Origin of the sequence: Caulobacter sp. Root487D2Y (genome assembly GCF_001427165.1) — a bacterium.
Classification (GTDB): Bacteria; Pseudomonadota; Alphaproteobacteria; order Caulobacterales; family Caulobacteraceae; genus Caulobacter.
Genome location: NZ_LMFD01000009.1, coordinates 439,529 through 453,935, shown reverse-complemented (window position 1 = coordinate 453,935; position 14,407 = coordinate 439,529). Strand labels below are relative to the sequence as shown.

Sequence of the window (14,407 nt, the reverse complement as noted above, 5' to 3'; positions counted from 1 at the left end):
ATGATGCGCCAGCTTAACTATCACAAGGTTCGCGGACTCCGGTTGGGCGAAGTCCGCAACCCTTGATCCTGCGACTATTTGGCGTCCTTGGCGGTGTTGGTCACGGCGCGGCCGGCGGCCGAAACGTCCCTGCCGACGCCTTCGACGGTGTTGCAGGCCGAAACCATCAGGGCGGCGGCCGCGGCGGCCAGGATCACGATCTTGCGCATGGAGAGCTCTCTGAAGCTGGAGAATGGCGGCGGACCTTAACCTTGGCCCACGGCCACGTTCAAGCGCGTGACCACGGCGAAGTCATGGCGCCTGACGCGGTCCTCGGCGCTTGCCCGGCCGGTAGTCCTCCTTCACGTGCCCCTTCAATTCCGTCTCGGTGAACAGCACCGGCTTGGTGCGCATGGTCGCGAACAGCGGGGTCTGGTCGGCATAGTGCGGCGAGGCCGCGTCCAGGGTGGCCGAGCCGAACTGGTGGATGCTGTCGGAGTGCACCACGCCGGCCGCGTCCCAGCGCACGAACATGATCAGGGTGTCGCCGGCGTCGGCGGTCAGCGTGCCGTCCTTCTGGGGGACGCCCCACACCGAGCGGTAGGTGTCGGCGCCGCCGTCGATCGGCAGGTCGACCTTGCCGCGCCGGATGCGGTTGACCTGCCCCCATTCCGGGTCGAGGCGGCCGAAGTTCGCCTTCAGGGTCAGAATCGCCGCCTTCAGGCTGCCGAGCGGGGTCGGGGGCGTGTCGCCGTTGATCTGGGCGACCAGGATCGGCTGGATCATCAGCGAAGCCAGGGCGGCGGCGCGGTTGTGGACGTCGGTGCGGCGATCCCAGCCGCGCAGGGTGTCCTGAGCGGCCTTAAGGTCGACGTCGGTCCCCGGGTTGATGGCGGTCACCTGCCTGACCATCGCCATCTCGGCCGAGTGTTCGGAATAGGTGATGTCGAACTTGTAGCGACGGAACGCGTCCTCGGTGATCGCGCGATCGGCGCCGACCAGTTCCTGGATGCGCAGGGCGCGGTTGGTGACGTTGGTCTGCAGTCCCTCGCTGGCCGGGAAGTCGGCGGGCTTGAGGTTGTCGGCCGGGTCGCTGGCCAGGAACGGGCTGTTGTTGGAGTTGTAGACGTAGCCCGACTTGGGGTTCCACAGCTGGGGGATGGCCTCGACAGGGCGGTAGCCTTGCCAGATCAGGTCGGAACGGTCGCCGGGCTGCACGCCGCGCCAGTCCACGCCCTCGCGGCGGTTGGGATACTGGCCGTTGTGGACGAAGCCGATGTTCCCGGCGGCGTCGGCATAGATGTAGTTCAGGCTGGGCAGGGCGTGGGTGGCGATGCCCGCCCGCCACTCCTCGATGTTCCGCGCCTTGTTCAGCCGCCAGTACTGCAGCGGCTGGCGGTACTCGCCCATGCCGGCGTAGCGCAGGGCGAACAGGCCGTGCTTGGTCTCCAGCACCGGGCCCTGGACGGTGCGCAGGGCGTGCTTGGTCACCGGGATGACGATCGGCCCCCACAGCTTGATCTTCAGCTTCACGTCGTGCCGCTGGAAGTCGCGCCAGGCGCCGTCCAGCCGGTACTGGTTCTTGTTCTGGGGATTGATAACCAGGCGGTAGGCGTCGAACAGGTCGGGCTTGGAGACCGTGTTGGCCCAGCCGAGATTGGCGTTGTGTCCGTGCAGCATGAACGGCGCGCCAGGGAAGAAGCCGCCGGCCACATGCCAACCTTCGCCGCTCTCGACCACGGCCTCGTACCAGGCCACGGGACCGGTATAGGGCTGGTGCGAATTGACCAGCAGGCGGGGCAGGTGGTCGGCGGTGCGCGACGGGGCCAGGGCCAGGCCGTTCGAGCCCTTGGGCGGGGCCTTCTGCGGCTCCTCGGGCGCGTTCAGCCGTTTCAGCTCGCCGTCCAGGCCGTAGAAGAACGGCTGCTTGAACACGAAGCCGGCCAGCACGTCCTTGCCGCTCAGCGGCAGCAGGCCCGGCGTCACCGCCTTGGGATGGGTGGCGGCGTAGTAGTTGACCCCGTCGGCATAGGCCTCGAGCATCACGCGCAGGTCGGCCGGCAGCTTGGGATAGCCCGCCTCGACCGTCGGCCAGACGTCCAGCAGGCCGACCAGATAGTCGGTGACCGCCGCCTTGGGGCCGTCCCGGCGGGCCAGGGTCCCGCGCGTGGCCAGCACCACCGACTGCATCGTGGCGAAGTCGTCCTCGGACTGGGCGTAGGCCAGGCCGAACGCCGCGTCGGCGTCACGCTTGCCCAGGATGTGGGGCACGCCCCATTCGTCGCGGCGGATGCGCACGTCGTAGGCGTCGGCCCGGGCGACCAGGGCCTGGATGTCGGGCTTGGGAGGTTGGGTTGCGAGGTCCAGTCCGACCAGGGCCAGCACGGCGACCAGCGCCAAACAGACGACGGCCGACAGGCCTCGCAGGATCCACCGCATGACGTTCCGCCCCTATCGCTCTTTGCGCGCGATGATGGGCGCGGATCGCCCTCCGCGAAAGGTGGACCTTGGGGAAAGGCCAGGCTTGGCCGGAAACGGCGAGCCTTAGGCGCTTTCGCCGTCTCCGCCGGAGCCGTTGGAGCGCAGGGGGCCGTCCACGACGCCGAAGTCGCGCGAGCGCATCCTGCCTTCGGCCAGCTCAATGCCTTCGGCTTCCAGGCCGCGCTTGAGCAGTTCGCGCACGGCGGCGGCGCGGCTGGGCATGCGGCGCGCGAAGCGCCAGTCGTCCAACGCGGCGAGCTCCTCCTGCGTGAGCATGATCTGCAGGCGTTCGGGGCGGGTTAGATCGTTCATCGGTCTCGGCCCCCGGAAAAGGGGCGGCTCTCCTATTGTCCGGTGGAGCTAACGCGCGAGCATCGCCATCGGGTTCCATCGAAACTCAAGAACCGCACTTGGCGGAAAATATGCCACTTACTCATTAGGCGCGCTAGGCGTGTTTCGCTAAGCAAGCGCCAAGTGATTAAAACGCTTAGTTTAAGTCATTGATCAGTCGAGTTCCCGACAGAAGGCGTTTTTCATAAGGTAGATAAATAAAGCTCGGATTCTTTGTCAAACAAACCTATCGCGTTTCTATTCGGTTTGTGCTTCTATGGGGCGACGGAATATCCTGCCGCCTTATCGAAAGCTCCCAGCCATGGACGTCGAGCACCGAGAGTTCGGTGATGCGGCCGTTCGCCGTGCCGGGTCTGACGACCGGCTCAGCGAAGCCCAACATCGCATCGCCAACAACCTGGCCCTGATCGCCGGCTATACCCGGCTGCAGGCCACGCGACTCTACAAGGCCGACCGGCCGCTGTCGGCCCGCGAGGCCTGCATCGCGCTGGAGGAAGTGGCGGCCCGGATCGAGACGGTCGGCGAGTTGCATCGTCTGCTGTCGGACGCGCCGGGTCACGGTCTCGGCGGAGGCGGCGTCGACCTGGGCCGTTTCCTGGCCAAGCTGTGCACCAGCCTGATGCAGACCGTCAGCTTCGCCGGCGACACGGTCATCACCCACAGGGACTCGGGCGGATGCATGGTGCGGCCGGACCAGGCCACGCCGGTGGCCCTGATCGTCAGCGAACTGGTGACCAACGCCTTGAAATACGCCCATCCCACCGGCGTGGCCGGTCGGATCCGGGTGTCGTGCCGGTCGGTCGGCGGCGGTCTGGTGGTCGAGGTGACCGACGACGGGGTGGGGCTGAGCGAGGATTTCAACCCGCTCAGCGACGGCGGCCTGGGCTTCCGCGTGGTGCGCGGCCTGGCCCGCCAGCTGGGCGCGGACCTGGTCTACGAGTCCGGCGACATCGGCCTGACCGTGCGGCTGACCCTCGGCGCCGACGAGGAGCATCGAGTCATTCCCCTGTGGCCCGACCGGGACTAAACGCTCGCGTTCTAGGGTTTTACCGGATGGCGGCCCCTACGCGGATGCTGCAACCTGAACGGGCTTGCAGACGTCGAGGTGTCCTCCCCCGATTCCCCTCGACGCGCCGGGCCGCCTACTTCCGACGGGGCGAGTCCAGCCGCAGGCCGAGAGCCGGCCGGGGTGTCCCGACGCACGAATTCGGCCGGCTCTCCCCCATCCTTCCATCCGAAGACGCGCGCGCCGCCCGCCTATGGCGCGGTCTTGGCCGTTTCCGGCGCTTCCTCGACGGGCATGTCCAGGCCGCCCAGGCCCGCGGCCTTGATGGCGTCGCGCAGCTTGGTGACGGGCTCGCCGGTCCCGGTGGTGAAGGTCAGCGCGCTGGGCTCGGCGCGATTTTCCGCCAGGTTGCTGAAGGCCGGACCGCCGGGCGCGTCCGGGTTCAGCGCGACGGCGTAGGTCTTGCCCGGCAGTGTCGTGCACAGCAGGACGAAGGTCTTGTCGTCGTTGAGCAGGCGAGGGGTCTTCAGGCAGTCCAGCCGCTCGCCGCCGGTTCCCAGGGCGTAGGCGAAGTCGCGCGGCGTCATCTGCTGGTCGAACACCACCTTCAGGACCAGCACGCCGGGGGCGATCGTCTCGCCGCCGGTCGGCCAGGTGGCGACCACCTTGGGCTTTTGGGTCGGCGGCATGACCGTGACGGGCGAGACCGGCGTCGGCGTCTCGGCCCGCGGCTTGGCCGTCTGGGCCGTCTCGGCCAGAACCGGACCGGCCGCGAGCCACGGGAGCAGGGCGAGGCCCAAGAGGCGAATGGGGAAAGCGGCGCGCATGGGCCTCAACGTGCGGTCAAAGCACGGCGTTCTCAAGGCGCCGCTTTAAGGGAAACGCGTTCGGATCGGTCCCTACCGCGTCATCCAGGGCTTGCTCTTGCTGCTCGAGGCGGCCGCGGCGGCCTGCTCGCGCTGGAACCGACCGCCGCGCGGCGGCTTCGGCTTGGCGGCGAGCGCGGCCTTCTTCAGGCGCAGGGCGCGCTGGATCGGGGTCTCGCCGGGAATCTCGGGGTGGTCTTCAGGCTTGTCGGTCATGGACGGGCTTCTAGCACGGTTGGCGGCGATACGTCCCGACCCCGAACCGCCGCCCGAGCCAAATCCTGGCGTCGGGCCGTCGCTTGGGGCATCGTCGCCGCGTGGGCGACTCGGCGATCAACGGCAAGACGTGGAACGAGGCCGAGCAGGACTTGGTGGTCGGCGACTATCTGGTCATGCTCGACAAGGTGATGACCGGCCGCGCCTACGATCCGGCCAACCACCAGCGCGCCCTGCGCTTCGTCACCAACCGCTCGGGCGGGGCGATCACCTTCCTGCAGGGCGAGATCTCGGCGATCCTGACCCTGATCGGCCTGCCCACCCTGAAGGACCATCCGCCGCGCTGGGACTTCGGCGACAGCCTGGTCGACTCGATCGACCGCTGTCTGACCGCCAAGCCGACCGCGCTCAAGGACCTGTCCCAGCCGCCGGCCCTGCTGGGCTGTACGGTCGCGCCCATCCTGGCCGAGGGCGCGCCGTCGCGGGCCCACCACGTCCCGCCCAGCGAGCGGGCCGAGCGGCTGGTCGCCAAGTACGACCCCGCCGCCCGCGATCAGGAGGCCCGCATGCTGGCCCGGATCGGCGTGGCCGCCGCCCTGGTCTACGAGCAGCGGCGGCTGGAGGAGCGCGGCCGAGCGGACCTGGCCGCCCAGATCCGCCTGGCCCTGCCGCCGGATGACGAGGGCTGCGACCTGGTCAGCTTCAGCCGCACCGGCGCCGCGCGCCGCATCGCCGTCAAGACCACCACCGGCGGCCCGGCCACGCCGTTCCGGCTGACCCCCGCCGAGGAAGCCCTCCGCGAGGCCCAGCCGGGCGCGTTCATCGTCTATCGCCTGTACGACGTGGCGCGCGAGGCCCGGGTGTTCCGGGTGCGGGCTCAGCCCCAGGCTCAGGCGTCCCAGACCTAGGCGTCGATGTCCCAGCCCAGCGCCACCCTGCCCGAATAGCGCCGCTGCGGCGCGTCCTGCAGGGGGTGGAACCGCGCGCCCTGGATGTCGCGGAACGCCCGCTCCAGGCCGGTGTCGCGGTAGAACGACAGCCCGCCGACCGCCTCCATGGCCCGCTCGACCGCGGCGATCGCGCCCTGGGCCAGCAGGGTGCGGCAGATCATGGCGCGGTTGGTGGTTTCGGGGCCGGGGACGCCGGTCTCGGCCGTGTCGACCATCCGCTCCCAGGCCATCTCGGCGCCGGCGAAGGCGTTCTCCATCGACCCGATCAGCTCGGCCAGGTGCGGGTCGGGCGCCTTGCGTCCGGTGATCGCCAGGGCCTGGGCCCGCGCGCTCTCGGCCACGCCCAGATAGGCCGAATAGATCAGGGCGAAGGCGATCATGGCGATGATGTGGAACAGCGGATGCCATGGCCCGCTGGGCCGCCGGCCCGAAATCGCCGCCTCGGGCACGAACACCTGCGACAGCACCACGTCGTGAGAGCCGGTGCCGCGCATGCCCAGGGTGCGCCAGGTCTCGACGATCTCGACCCCTTGGGCCTTCAGCGGCACGGCGAAGTGCAGCACCGTCGGGCCCCCCTCGGGCCCTTCCTCAGGATTTTGCCAGACCGCGCTGGTCACCAGCAGGTCGCCGGCCAGACAGCCGCTGGAGAACGCCTTGCGGGCGGTGATCGCAAAGCCGCCCTCGACCTTGACCGCCTGGCCGCCGCTGGCCAGCCAGTCCGACCCGCCGCTGGACACCAGCACCAGGTCCTCGGCGGCCACCCGCTTGAGCAGGCCCTCGGTCGGCGCGCCCTGCTTGCGCCAGCGCCAGGCGGCGACGGCCACCAGGTGGCTGTGCATGGCGAAGGCCAGGGCGGTCGAGCCGCAGGCCGCGCCCAGGCGGCGGATGACCTGGCAGATCTCGGCGACCTCCGCCCCGCCGCCGCCGAACTCGACGGGGACCAGGGCCTTGAAGAAGCCCTCGGCCTTCAGCTGGGCGTAGGCGTCGGCCGCGAAGCTGTCGTCGGCGTCGTGGGCGGCGGCTTGGGCGGCGATCGTCTCGGCCAGGCGGTCGGCGCGGGCCAGCCAGTCGATCCTGTCAGCGACGGGGGCGGCGGCGGTTTCGGGAACGGCGGTGTCGAGCGGCATGTCTTGAACCTTCTTGTCGGAGGCGGGGCTCGACCCCGCCGGTTCCGTGACCTTGCCCAAGGCGCGCTCCCGCCAGCTAGTTCAGCAACTGAACCTGGCCGGTACAGTCACTGAACTAGTCCGCCCGGCCCGGCGGCCTTAATCTAACATCGTTCTGTCTTTCGGAGGTGGCGATGTCTCAGCGCAGCTATGGGCAATTCTGTCCCGTCGCGATGGCGGCCGAGGTGCTGTGCACGCGGTGGACCATCGTGCTGGTGCGCGAGATGGTCGCCGGCTCGACCCGCTTCAACGACCTGCGGCGCGGCGTGCCGCGGATGTCGCCGGCCCTGCTGGTCCAGCGCCTGCGCGACCTGGAGGACGCCGGGGTGGTGCGCCGCGTCGCCGGCCGCGACAGCGGGGTGTTGGAATATCACCTGACCCCGGCCGGCCGCGAGCTGGAGACCATGATCGAGGCCATGGGCCTCTGGGGCCAGCGCTGGGTGACCACCGAGCTGTCGCTGCAGCACCTCGACGCCTCGCTGCTGATGTGGGACATGCGCCGCAACATGAACCTGGAGCCGATGCCCCGGCGGCGCAGCGTCATCCAGTTCCTCTACGCCGAGCGGCCGGCCAGCGAGCGGTCCTGGTGGCTGATCGTCGAGCCGAACGCGGGCCCCCACGCGAGCAGGGCCGGCGCGCCGGTCGACCTGTGCTCGGTCGACCCCGGCTTCGACGTCGACCTCTATGTCGCCGCCGACCTGCGGACCATGACCGCTATCTGGATGGGCCTGGACACCGTCCGCGCGGCGCTGGACGGCCAGCGCCTGCTGCTGACCGGCGACGCCGACCTGGCGTCGGACATGCAGTCCTGGCTGGGCCTCAGCCCGTTCGCCAAGACGCGAAAAATGGCGAGCTGATCAGCGGGAGGGGAAGGGCGGAGACGCCGGCGGCCAGGTCCGGTTCGGCCGCCGGATCGCCGGCTTCGGCTCGGGACCATGGAAGTCCATGACCACCCCCTCCAAATCCTTCAGGACGTACTCGGTAAAGTGCACGGCCTTCGCCATCGCCTCGGCGTCATCCTCGCCCAGGTAGCGCCTGCGAAATTCCCGCACACGCCGCCGAAAGACGTGCGGCACCTTGTCGGGGTCCTTCAGCATGAAATAGGCGATCGCGACCACCTGCCGGAACATGATCTCCACCTCGCGCTCGACCGCCTCTCGGGTCGGCCGCCAGTCCACATAGGCGCCGCCGTCATCCGGATAGCCGTCGGTGGGCGAGGCCGGCGGTGGGGCGAGGCGTTCCAGCTTCTGGACCAGGTTGGTCAGGCGCAGCGCCTCGTCCTCCCGCCCGTCGTGGATCGCCCGGGCCAGCCGCGCCATCGCGACCGCCCGCAGGTCCGCCGGATCGGTCGAGAGCGTCGGATCGGGCGCTGGCGCGGCGGCGGCCTCCCGTCGCGCCTCGGCGTCGGCGCGAACCTCCGCGACATGGGCCCGCGCCACGGCGTCGCCATGGCTCTTCTTGGTCCAGCCGTCCTTGCAGGCGTGGCGGTAGATGCTGGTGGGCGAAACCTTCCACTTGGCGCCGAGCGCCCGGGCCGTGGCGCCGTTGCGATATTCCTCACCGATCTCGGCCCAGGATTCCTCCGACAGGCGGAACCAGGTGGGCGGGGCGTCATCCAGGCGTCTGCTCATAGGCAGCATTATCTCGCGCCGGGAGTGAGGGAGGATAAGTTGGCGCAAAAGGGCTGCAAAGCCTTATGGGGCATGGAGCGGAATGCGGGCGATCCGGAGGATGGACGCTAAGGCACCGCGTCGAGCGCCCACCGCCCGAACTCCGGCCGTTCCTTCAGCCGCGCGTAATAGGCCTCGACCGCCGGCAGCGCGGCCCGCGCCATCGGCGTCGCCTTCCAGCGGTGCACCGACACCCCCAGCACCACGTCGGCCAGGGTGAAGTCGTGGCCGGCGGCGTGGGCGCCGGTCTCCTGCAGGCGCTGGTCGAGGATGGCCATGGCCTTGTTCCAGGCCTCGACGCTGGCGGCGATCCTGGCCGGGTCGTCATAGCCCGGCGTCGGGCGGCCCAGGGCCAGGAAGGCGTAGCCCCAGGTCGGGTTCAGGGTGGTGGCCTGCCAGTCCATCCACTGTTCCACCCCGGCGCGGGGCCGCGGCTCGAGCGGCAGCAGATGGCCGTGGCCGAAGCGGGCGGCGAGATAGCGGCAGATGGTGTTGCTCTCGTAGAGCGCGCCCTGCTCGTCGATCAGCACCGGCACCAGGCCGTTGGGGTTCAGGGCCAGGAACTCGGGGCTGCGGGTCGAGGCGAAGCCCGTCCCCCAGTCCTCGCGCTCATAGGCCAGGCCCAGCTCGTCGCAGGTCCACAGCACCTTGCGGACGTTCAACGATGAGGTGCGGCCGAGGATCTTGAGCATGGGGCGGTGCTATTCCGCCGCTTCGATCCGGGCGTCGCCGGCGTCGGGCGCCCGCCATTTGGACCAGATGCCGGGAGCCAAGGTTTTGCTCACCCGCAGAAGCTCGATGCCCACAACGCGGTCGTCCTCGCCGTAGTCGAGGACCACGCCCGGCGCCACCTCCTCGGCCTCGTGCGGCTTGGTGTCGGACAGCGGGATATAGGCTGCGTCAGCTTCGGGATCGTAGGTAGGCTCACGACGCATCGGGTGGTCTCGCGTTGCGGTCCGGGAAGACCGATACGACGCGAATATGGTCCTCTTCCTCCACGCACGCCACCCCGACGTGGCGGATGAAGCCGGGCGGTCGCCCAAAGCGGCGTTCGACGGCGGGGGCGTCGGGATCCAGCTCGACCCAGTCGGGTTGGCGGACGATGGCCTCGACGATCTCACGCGTGAGGCCGTAGCGCGGCATGCGTTCGACAAGGGCGTGACGGGTGAAGCGCAGCGGTTTCATGGACGTAGGAGAGCGTCACCTGAGGTGCACATTCGGAGTGACAAGGCGAAGGTTGCATGCCGATGGGCCTTCTTCCCTCGGATGCTGCTAGCAATCAGGTCGTGGATTCGATGTAAGCCGCCGCCACCGCCTCGGCGACCTTGATGCCGTCGATGGCGGCCGAGAGGATGCCGCCGGCGTAGCCCGCGCCTTCGCCGGCCGGGAACAGGCCGGCGGTGTTGAGGCTCTGGAAGTTCTGGCCCCGGGTGATGCGGATCGGCGAGGAGGTGCGGGTTTCCACGCCGGTCAGCAGCACGTCCGGGTGGTCGTAGCCGGCGATCTGGCGGCCGAACACCGGCAGGGCCTCGCGCATGGCCTCGACCGCGAAGGCCGGCAGGCACTGGGCCAGGTCGGTCATCTCGACGCCCGGCCGGTAGGACGGCTGCACCTCGCCCAGCGCTTCCGACGGCCTTCCCGCCAGGAAGTCGCCGACCTTCTGGGCCGGGGCGGCGTAGGTCGAGCCGCCCGCCACATAGGCCAGGCTCTCCCACTTGCGCTGGAACTCGATCCCGGCCAGCGGGTGGCCCGGATAGTCGCGCTCGGGGTCGATGCCGACCACGAAGCCGGAGTTGGCGTTGCGCTCGTTGCGCGAATACTGGCTCATGCCGTTGGTCACGACCCGCTCGGGCTCGGACGTCGCCGCCACCACCGTGCCGCCCGGGCACATGCAGAAGCTGTAGACCGTGCGGCCGTTGGCGCAGTGGTGGGCCAGGCTGTAGTCGGCCGCGCCCAGGTCCGGGTGGCCGGCGCAGGCTCCGAACCGGGCCTTGTCCATCCACGACTGCGGATGCTCGATCCGCACGCCGATCGAGAACGGCTTGGCTTCGATATGGACGCCCCGGTCGTACAGCGTCTGGAAGGTGTCGCGGGCGCTGTGGCCGACGGCCAGCACCACGTGCTCGGCCTCCAGATAGCCGCCGGTCGACAGATGCAGGCCCTTCAGCCGGCGCGACCCGTCGGCGGCGGTCTCGATGTCGAAGTCCTCGACCCGGTGCTGCCAGCGGTATTCGCCGCCCAGGGCCTCGATGGTCTCGCGCAGGCTTTCGACCATGGTCACCAGGCGGAAGGTGCCGATGTGCGGATGGGCCTCGGTGAGGATCTCCTCGGGCGCGCCGGCCTTGACGAACTCCTCCAGCACCTTGCGGCCCAGGTGGCGGGGATCCTTGACCTGGCTGTAGAGCTTGCCGTCCGAGAAGGTGCCCGCGCCGCCCTCGCCGAACTGGACGTTGGACTCCGGGTTCAGCTCGCCGCGCCGCCACAGGCCCCAGGTGTCCTTGGTCCGCTCGCGCACCACCTTGCCCCGGTCCAGGATGATCGGCTTGAAGCCCATCTGGGCCAGGATCAGCCCGGCGAACAGGCCGCAGGGTCCCGCGCCGATGACGACGGGGCGGGGACCGGTGAAGTCCTTCGGGGCCTGGGCGACCAGGCGGTAGTCGGTGTCGGGCCGGGGCCGCACCTGGCTGTCACGCTCGAACCGCGCCAGCACGGCGGCCTCGTCGCGCAGGGCCACGTCCACCGTATAGACCATCAGGATCGCCGCCTTCTTCCGCGCGTCATGGGCGCGGCGGGCGATGGCGTGGTTGAGGAGGTCGCGTTCGGGGATGCCCAGGCGTGCGCAGATGGCTGGTGCCAGGTCTTCCGGCGGATGGCCCAGGGGGAGCGTCAGGTTGGAGAGGCGGAGCATGGAGTCGGGTTTAGCGGGAAGATGCCCCCCGCGCCATTGGTGGGGCCGGACGGCGCTCAACACGCTATTGGTTGAGCCGTGTATGAAACTGCTATCTCAGCTTGTTGACGAATGGCAAGCTACGGTGAAAGGTTAAGTTCTGGGGGGATGATGCGTCTAACAGCCGCTATACTTATAATAGTGCAGGCCGTTTTGGCCACCTTCCTCGTCGTGTTCGCTTGGCGAGGTGCACCCTCTCTGTCCGGATGGGAATACAAGGATGTCATTGGCATCCTTCTAACGACGGTAACAGTCGTAGTTGCCGGGCTTGCTCTTTTCTTGGGTTTGGCTGCGGTTTGGGGATATCAAAAAATTTCCGAAGAAGCATCGAAAGATGCAATTAAAGCTATGCAGTTATATCTAAGATCGGACGAGTTTTTTGGAATAGTGTCTTCCATTGTCAGTGATAGAATGAAAGGTGATATGCAAGCTATTTTAGCGTCGCGGGTTATTACTGAAGAGATAGATGGGGCTCCCCCGTCACCTGACGAGCCGTGGGTAGAATGATGGCTTCTCAAGATTCCTTTCAAGAAATACTGAAGAGACATCAGCAGTCCCCGCCAGTTAAGGTAGGTGATATAGCTAGAGATCTTGGACTGAAGGTCATGGTGGCCGACCTGCCGCTCGGCATATCGGGAAAGCTATCAAAAGATGAGAGCGGAGTTTGGACTATAAGGGTCAATCGGGGTGAGCCGAAAAGTCGTCAAAGATTTACGATAGCTCACGAGATAGCCCATTTCGTACTACATAGAACTCAGATTGAAGACGATTTAAATTCTGAGTTAGCCGACGACACTTTTTATAGAAGCGGACTATCGAAGCGCATCGAGTGGGAAGCTAACAGGCTGGCTGCAGAAATCGTGATGCCCTGGCATTTGATTGATCAGGCTACGGGCGTCAATCGTATGACGCCCGCTGCGCTTGCTGATCAACTCCAAGTGTCGGAAGTGGCTTTGCGAATTCGGTTGGGGCTCGCTGATTAATATGTTGAGCGATGCGCGCTATTTGCCGATCGTCCACATTCGGAAAGCCGAGGTTCCTGCATATGAGATGTTGTCTGGTGTCGATAAGGACAGGATTATCCCCCTCATTCCACTTCAGAAGTGGCACCATAAGAATCCAATCTCTGCATCTGTAGATAAAGTTAGGCAGATGTTGGGTGGTCGATATTTTGCTGCCGACATCATAAGGCCCATCGACCCGAAACATGATCCTGATATCGAGCTCGAGGCTCTGTGCGATTCGGGGGCTGGATACGCAAATTGGTGTAATTTCGTAGATGCTCATGAGGATGTCATCCCGACTTTGCAGAGATTTGGTAGTCAGGATGATTTGCGACGTCAGGCAGAGCGTCTTTTGGATATGGGGAGAGGTATATTCCTTCGCGTTAAAAAGGATGATCTATGGCAGTCGGATGATCTTGGCTGTCTAAGGGGGCTAAAATTTGATAGATCAAATATTACTATTTTGATGGATTACGGTCAGTTATACGCAAGGCAAGATGTTAATCTTGCAGCTCTGGAAAGTTTAGAAGCTTTAAGGAAGTGTTCCTTGTCGTCTGGCATAGCTGACGCAAACGTTGCCTTTTGCGCAACTAGTTTTCCCGGTGGATTTAAAGAGATTCATCCGACTGGCGCAGTGGTTGAAATTCGCGAGCGGCAATATCACAGGGTTATCCGGGACAGCGCTATACTGCAACAGCTGGGTTTCCATTGCTTGTATTCCGATCGTGCATCAGTTCACGCAGGTAAGCGAGGCGGAGGAGGGCAGGGGCCGGCTCCTCGGGTCGACTATCCTGACTCTGGAAACTGGATTTACGAGAGGCGCGAAATTGATGCTCTAGACATCAATTTAAACGACAAAGAAAAATGTTATCGCGCTGCAGCTGTAGCTGTTCGAGAAAGTGATTATTGGCAGGAAGACATAGTTGCGTGGGGTTCTCAGCGCATTCGTCAAGCTGCAGATGGTGATCTCGTAATGTTGGATAGTCCGCAGCGATGGACTTCAGTTCGCATTAATCTTCATCTTCATCGCCAGGTAAACTATAACGACCCGTTACCTCCAGAAGCCCATGAAGACGAATGGGTCGATTAAAATATTTCAAACCTGCCTTTTATAATTGCCGGAACTTTACCAAAATTGGATCCGTATGTTTCCGGATGGCACGTGATGGCGAGAACGCGCTTTGGTGTATTTTTCCGGTCTGAACTTTTGTCTTCGGATATATTATTTTTGAATGCTTGGGTCGAAGCTCGTTCCGAGAGATATGATCTGAAAGCCCGGGCTTGATCTGCCTTTGATGCGGCCCTTATTGCCGCCAGTAATCGCTGACGCGATAGGTTACGTGATACGCCTAGCCAATTCGCCAAAGCCAGATTCGGCAGTACCTCAACCGACACCGATGGAGAGTATGCGCGAGATATCTTCGCGGTCCGAAGCGATTTTGTGACGCCGTTGGATTTCAATTCTATCAATCCGAAATCTGGATTGAGTTCGAAGCTTATTTTTCTAATATGATTAGTGCTAGCTGCAACATAAACCAGCGGAAAGGCATGGCTGAGCGCTGTTGTTTGCTTGGCTAGACGGGAAAGATTGTCGTTCTCCGTTTTAATTTCGATCGCCGTGGGGTGGCGACCGCTCACAATAAGGTCCGCGCGAATCCCTAACGCAGGGAGGGGAAGCTCGCTGATCACTCGCGTCCACAAGTCTCTGCGTCGGCGATCGAAATGTTGAAGAACGGCGACCTTAGCCTCAGCTTCAGCGTTCATCTGTTGA

Annotated in this window: 18 protein-coding genes; 6 read left to right on the top strand and 12 right to left on the bottom strand. The window is 65.6% G+C overall.

Translation table 11 applies throughout. From position 1 onward, the window contains the following. Positions 1 to 74: 74 nt before the first annotated feature. The 3 genes from ASD38_RS09640 to ASD38_RS09630 all read right to left on the bottom strand — a co-directional run bounded on the left by ASD38_RS09640 (position 75) and on the right by ASD38_RS09630 (position 2,772). Complete coding sequence (locus tag ASD38_RS09640; RefSeq protein ID WP_056442293.1) at positions 75 to 209, bottom strand: entericidin A/B family lipoprotein; 135 nt, start codon at positions 207 to 209, stop codon at positions 75 to 77. Positions 210 to 291: 82 nt separating this feature from the next. Beyond that, positions 292 to 2,418 (bottom strand): acylase, encoded by a 2,127-nt coding sequence (locus ASD38_RS09635; RefSeq protein WP_056459564.1) that lies wholly within the window; start codon positions 2,416 to 2,418, stop codon positions 292 to 294. 105 nt (positions 2,419 to 2,523) lie between these two features. Beyond that, complete coding sequence (locus ASD38_RS09630) at positions 2,524 to 2,772, bottom strand: hypothetical protein (RefSeq protein ID WP_056442288.1); 249 nt, start codon at positions 2,770 to 2,772, stop codon at positions 2,524 to 2,526. A 340-nt stretch (positions 2,773 to 3,112) separates the two neighbouring features. Here ASD38_RS09630 and ASD38_RS09625 point away from each other — a divergent pair, with 340 nt between their 5' ends. Further along, entirely contained in the window at positions 3,113 to 3,838 is a 726-nt protein-coding gene (locus tag ASD38_RS09625; RefSeq protein WP_056442285.1) for a sensor histidine kinase, read from the top strand. Positions 3,839 to 4,068: 230 nt separating this feature from the next. Here the strand turns inward: ASD38_RS09625 and ASD38_RS09620 are convergent, their stop codons facing one another. Beyond that, positions 4,069 to 4,644 carry a hypothetical protein gene (locus ASD38_RS09620; RefSeq protein WP_056442283.1) on the bottom strand — a complete coding sequence of 192 codons (576 nt, stop codon included), beginning with the start codon at positions 4,642 to 4,644 and terminating at the stop codon, positions 4,069 to 4,071. 72 nt (positions 4,645 to 4,716) lie between these two features. Further along, positions 4,717 to 4,899 (bottom strand): hypothetical protein, encoded by a 183-nt coding sequence (locus ASD38_RS09615; RefSeq protein WP_056442281.1) that lies wholly within the window; start codon positions 4,897 to 4,899, stop codon positions 4,717 to 4,719. 83 nt (positions 4,900 to 4,982) lie between these two features. Here ASD38_RS09615 and ASD38_RS09610 point away from each other — a divergent pair, with 83 nt between their 5' ends. After that, positions 4,983 to 5,807 carry a protein NO VEIN domain-containing protein gene (locus ASD38_RS09610; RefSeq protein WP_235523804.1) on the top strand — a complete coding sequence of 275 codons (825 nt, stop codon included), beginning with the start codon at positions 4,983 to 4,985 and terminating at the stop codon, positions 5,805 to 5,807. Here ASD38_RS09610 and ASD38_RS09605 read toward each other — a convergent pair. Then, the gene (locus ASD38_RS09605) at positions 5,804 to 6,976 is read right to left on the bottom strand and encodes an acyl-CoA dehydrogenase family protein (protein ID WP_056459695.1); all 1,173 of its coding nucleotides are present in this window, start codon (positions 6,974 to 6,976) and stop codon (positions 5,804 to 5,806) included. The genes ASD38_RS09610 and ASD38_RS09605 overlap by 4 nt on opposite strands. Positions 6,977 to 7,149: 173 nt before the next feature. Between ASD38_RS09605 and ASD38_RS09600 the strand changes: the two genes are divergently transcribed. Further along, complete coding sequence (locus tag ASD38_RS09600) at positions 7,150 to 7,872, top strand: winged helix-turn-helix transcriptional regulator (protein WP_056459562.1); 723 nt, start codon at positions 7,150 to 7,152, stop codon at positions 7,870 to 7,872. Here ASD38_RS09600 and ASD38_RS09595 read toward each other — a convergent pair whose 3' ends face one another. From ASD38_RS09595 to ASD38_RS09575, 5 genes are all read right to left on the bottom strand, one after another. Continuing rightward, positions 7,873 to 8,646: a hypothetical protein gene (locus ASD38_RS09595; protein WP_056442273.1), complete on the bottom strand. Its 774-nt coding sequence runs from the start codon at positions 8,644 to 8,646 to the stop codon at positions 7,873 to 7,875. Between the two features lie 107 nt (positions 8,647 to 8,753). After that, positions 8,754 to 9,377 carry a glutathione S-transferase family protein gene (locus ASD38_RS09590; RefSeq protein WP_056459559.1) on the bottom strand — a complete coding sequence of 208 codons (624 nt, stop codon included), beginning with the start codon at positions 9,375 to 9,377 and terminating at the stop codon, positions 8,754 to 8,756. A gap of 9 nt (positions 9,378 to 9,386) precedes the next feature. Then, positions 9,387 to 9,620, bottom strand: a complete 234-nt coding sequence (locus tag ASD38_RS09585) for a DUF2283 domain-containing protein (RefSeq protein ID WP_056459556.1) — start codon at positions 9,618 to 9,620, stop codon at positions 9,387 to 9,389. Next, on the bottom strand, positions 9,610 to 9,870 hold the full coding sequence (locus ASD38_RS09580; protein WP_156390639.1) for a DUF4258 domain-containing protein: 261 nt from the start codon (positions 9,868 to 9,870) through the stop codon (positions 9,610 to 9,612). Before ASD38_RS09580 ends, ASD38_RS09585 begins: the two co-directional genes overlap by 11 nt. A 94-nt stretch (positions 9,871 to 9,964) precedes the next feature. Continuing rightward, positions 9,965 to 11,593, bottom strand: coding sequence for an NAD(P)/FAD-dependent oxidoreductase (locus tag ASD38_RS09575; RefSeq protein WP_056459550.1), 1,629 nt, complete (start codon positions 11,591 to 11,593; stop codon positions 9,965 to 9,967). A gap of 192 nt (positions 11,594 to 11,785) precedes the next feature. Between ASD38_RS09575 and ASD38_RS23845 the strand changes: the two genes are divergently transcribed. Genes ASD38_RS23845 through ASD38_RS23315 form a run of 3 tightly spaced genes read left to right on the top strand, consistent with a single transcriptional unit; the run spans position 11,786 to position 13,726 of the window. Then, positions 11,786 to 12,139: a hypothetical protein gene (locus ASD38_RS23845; protein ID WP_156390638.1), complete on the top strand. Its 354-nt coding sequence runs from the start codon at positions 11,786 to 11,788 to the stop codon at positions 12,137 to 12,139. Then, positions 12,136 to 12,615 carry an ImmA/IrrE family metallo-endopeptidase gene (locus tag ASD38_RS23320; protein WP_082560720.1) on the top strand — a complete coding sequence of 160 codons (480 nt, stop codon included), beginning with the start codon at positions 12,136 to 12,138 and terminating at the stop codon, positions 12,613 to 12,615. Before ASD38_RS23845 ends, ASD38_RS23320 begins: the two co-directional genes overlap by 4 nt. Continuing rightward, positions 12,554 to 13,726, top strand: coding sequence for a beta family protein (locus ASD38_RS23315; protein ID WP_162252137.1), 1,173 nt, complete (start codon positions 12,554 to 12,556; stop codon positions 13,724 to 13,726). Before ASD38_RS23320 ends, ASD38_RS23315 begins: the two co-directional genes overlap by 62 nt. On the opposite strand, the gene ASD38_RS23840 is transcribed toward ASD38_RS23315, so the two are convergent. Further along, positions 13,723 to 14,400, bottom strand: coding sequence for a sce7726 family protein (locus ASD38_RS23840; RefSeq protein WP_156390637.1), 678 nt, complete (start codon positions 14,398 to 14,400; stop codon positions 13,723 to 13,725). The two genes, ASD38_RS23315 and ASD38_RS23840, sit on opposite strands and share 4 nt — an antisense overlap. Positions 14,401 to 14,407 lie beyond the last annotated feature (7 nt).

Excerpts from the sequence above, each read along its gene's own strand:
- ASD38_RS09640 (WP_056442293.1), bottom strand. The coding sequence starts at position 209 with ATGCGCAAGATCGTGATCCTGGCCGCCGCGGCCGCCGCCCTGATGGTT.
- ASD38_RS09635 (WP_056459564.1), bottom strand. The coding sequence starts at position 2,418 with ATGCGGTGGATCCTGCGAGGCCTGTCGGCCGTCGTCTGTTTGGCGCTG.
- ASD38_RS09630 (WP_056442288.1), bottom strand. The coding sequence starts at position 2,772 with ATGAACGATCTAACCCGCCCCGAACGCCTGCAGATCATGCTCACGCAG.
- ASD38_RS09625 (WP_056442285.1), top strand. The coding sequence starts at position 3,113 with ATGGACGTCGAGCACCGAGAGTTCGGTGATGCGGCCGTTCGCCGTGCC.
- ASD38_RS09620 (WP_056442283.1), bottom strand. The coding sequence starts at position 4,644 with ATGCGCGCCGCTTTCCCCATTCGCCTCTTGGGCCTCGCCCTGCTCCCG.
- ASD38_RS09615 (WP_056442281.1), bottom strand. The coding sequence starts at position 4,899 with ATGACCGACAAGCCTGAAGACCACCCCGAGATTCCCGGCGAGACCCCG.
- ASD38_RS09605 (WP_056459695.1), bottom strand. The coding sequence starts at position 6,976 with ATGCCGCTCGACACCGCCGTTCCCGAAACCGCCGCCGCCCCCGTCGCT.
- ASD38_RS09600 (WP_056459562.1), top strand. The coding sequence starts at position 7,150 with ATGTCTCAGCGCAGCTATGGGCAATTCTGTCCCGTCGCGATGGCGGCC.
- ASD38_RS09595 (WP_056442273.1), bottom strand. The coding sequence starts at position 8,646 with ATGAGCAGACGCCTGGATGACGCCCCGCCCACCTGGTTCCGCCTGTCG.
- ASD38_RS09590 (WP_056459559.1), bottom strand. The coding sequence starts at position 9,377 with ATGCTCAAGATCCTCGGCCGCACCTCATCGTTGAACGTCCGCAAGGTG.
- ASD38_RS09585 (WP_056459556.1), bottom strand. The coding sequence starts at position 9,620 with ATGCGTCGTGAGCCTACCTACGATCCCGAAGCTGACGCAGCCTATATC.
- ASD38_RS09580 (WP_156390639.1), bottom strand. The coding sequence starts at position 9,870 with ATGAAACCGCTGCGCTTCACCCGTCACGCCCTTGTCGAACGCATGCCG.
- ASD38_RS09575 (WP_056459550.1), bottom strand. The coding sequence starts at position 11,593 with ATGCTCCGCCTCTCCAACCTGACGCTCCCCCTGGGCCATCCGCCGGAA.
- ASD38_RS23320 (WP_082560720.1), top strand. The coding sequence starts at position 12,136 with ATGATGGCTTCTCAAGATTCCTTTCAAGAAATACTGAAGAGACATCAG.
- ASD38_RS23840 (WP_156390637.1), bottom strand. The coding sequence starts at position 14,400 with ATGAACGCTGAAGCTGAGGCTAAGGTCGCCGTTCTTCAACATTTCGAT.